Raw genomic sequence first — 556 nt, forward strand, 5'->3', positions numbered from 1 at the left:
ACGCGCTGCGGCACGCTCGATCCCGGCGCGGTGCTCTATCTGCAGCAGGCGCATGGCCTGTCCGCCGCCGCGGTCGAGCACATGCTGTACCACGACAGCGGCCTGCTCGGCGTGTCCGGCATCAGCAACGACATGCGCATGCTGCTGGCCAGCGACGACGTCCGCGCGAAGGAAGCGATCGAGCTGTTCGTGTTCCGCATCGCGCGCGAGGCCGGCGCACTGGCCAGCAGCCTTGGCGGCCTGGACGGACTGGTGTTCGCCGCCGGCATCGGCGAACGCGCGGCATCGATCCGCACGGCGGTCTGCACGCGGCTGGCGTGGCTGGGGATCGAGTGCGACGAGAGCGCCAACGCGCGCCACGCACCCGTGATCAGCACGCCACGCAGCCGCGTCGAGGTGCGCATCGTCGCCACCGACGAGGAGGCGATGATCGCCGCGCATACCACGCACATGCTGCAAGCCGTTTCACCGCCTTCATCCCGTACGCTGCCGGGATGATCGCTCCCTCGATCACGCGGCATGGCGCCGCAGGAGCACCACCATGAGCGAGTCGCTG

Annotated in this window: 1 pseudogene; it reads left to right on the forward strand. The window is 70.0% G+C overall.

Going from position 1 to position 556, the window contains the following annotated elements:
• Positions 1 to 498, forward strand: a pseudogene (locus P8014_RS20180) (acetate kinase); the annotation flags it as partial.
• Positions 499 to 556: the final 58 nt, after the last annotated feature.

This window comes from Acidihalobacter sp. (assembly GCF_037381185.1).
Lineage (GTDB): Bacteria > Pseudomonadota > Gammaproteobacteria > DSM-5130 > Acidihalobacteraceae > Acidihalobacter_A.